Genomic DNA, 527 nt, shown 5'->3' on the forward strand with positions numbered 1-527 from the left:
CCTCCTATTCTCTATCCTAGTACTAATATTAGTGCCAATGCTTCACACCTCTAAGCAACGAGGAAATACATTTCGGCCCCTTTCTCAAATCCTATTCTGGACCCTGGTGGCCGACATACTAGTACTCACATGAATTGGAGGCCAGCCAGTCGAACACCCATTCGTCTTAATTGGACAGGTGGCCTCCACAGTCTATTTTGCCCTATTCCTGATCGCCCTCCCTCTGACNCTATTTTGCCCTATTCCTGATCGCCCTCCCTCTGACTGGCTTACTAGAAAACAAAGCCCTAAACTGAAACTGCCCTAGTAGCTTAGACATTAAAGCACCGGTCTTGTAAACCGAAGATCGAAGGTTAAAATCCTTCCTAGCGCCACCTCAGAGAAAAGAGAATTCAACTCTCACCCTTAACTCCCAAAGCTAAGATTCTACATTAAACTATTCTCTGACCATACTATGTTTAATCCACATTAATTTCTAGCCACCATAACATAATGTTTGCATATACATTAAATTGTTCAAGTACATA

General features: G+C 42.8%; 1 protein-coding gene and 1 tRNA gene. Both read left to right on the plus strand.

Going from position 1 to position 527, the window contains the following annotated elements:
• The first annotated feature begins 13 nt into the window (after positions 1–13).
• The gene (locus IEJ02_RS51325) at positions 14–133 is read left to right on the plus strand and encodes a hypothetical protein (RefSeq protein WP_370467281.1); all 120 of its coding nucleotides are present in this window, start codon (positions 14–16) and stop codon (positions 131–133) included.
• A 167-nt stretch (positions 134–300) separates the two neighbouring features.
• A tRNA-Thr gene (locus tag IEJ02_RS51330) sits at positions 301–374 on the plus strand.
• Positions 375–527: the final 153 nt, after the last annotated feature.

Source organism: Streptomyces sp. 5-10, assembly GCF_014712245.1.
Classification (GTDB): Bacteria; Actinomycetota; Actinomycetes; order Streptomycetales; family Streptomycetaceae; genus Streptomyces; species Streptomyces violaceusniger.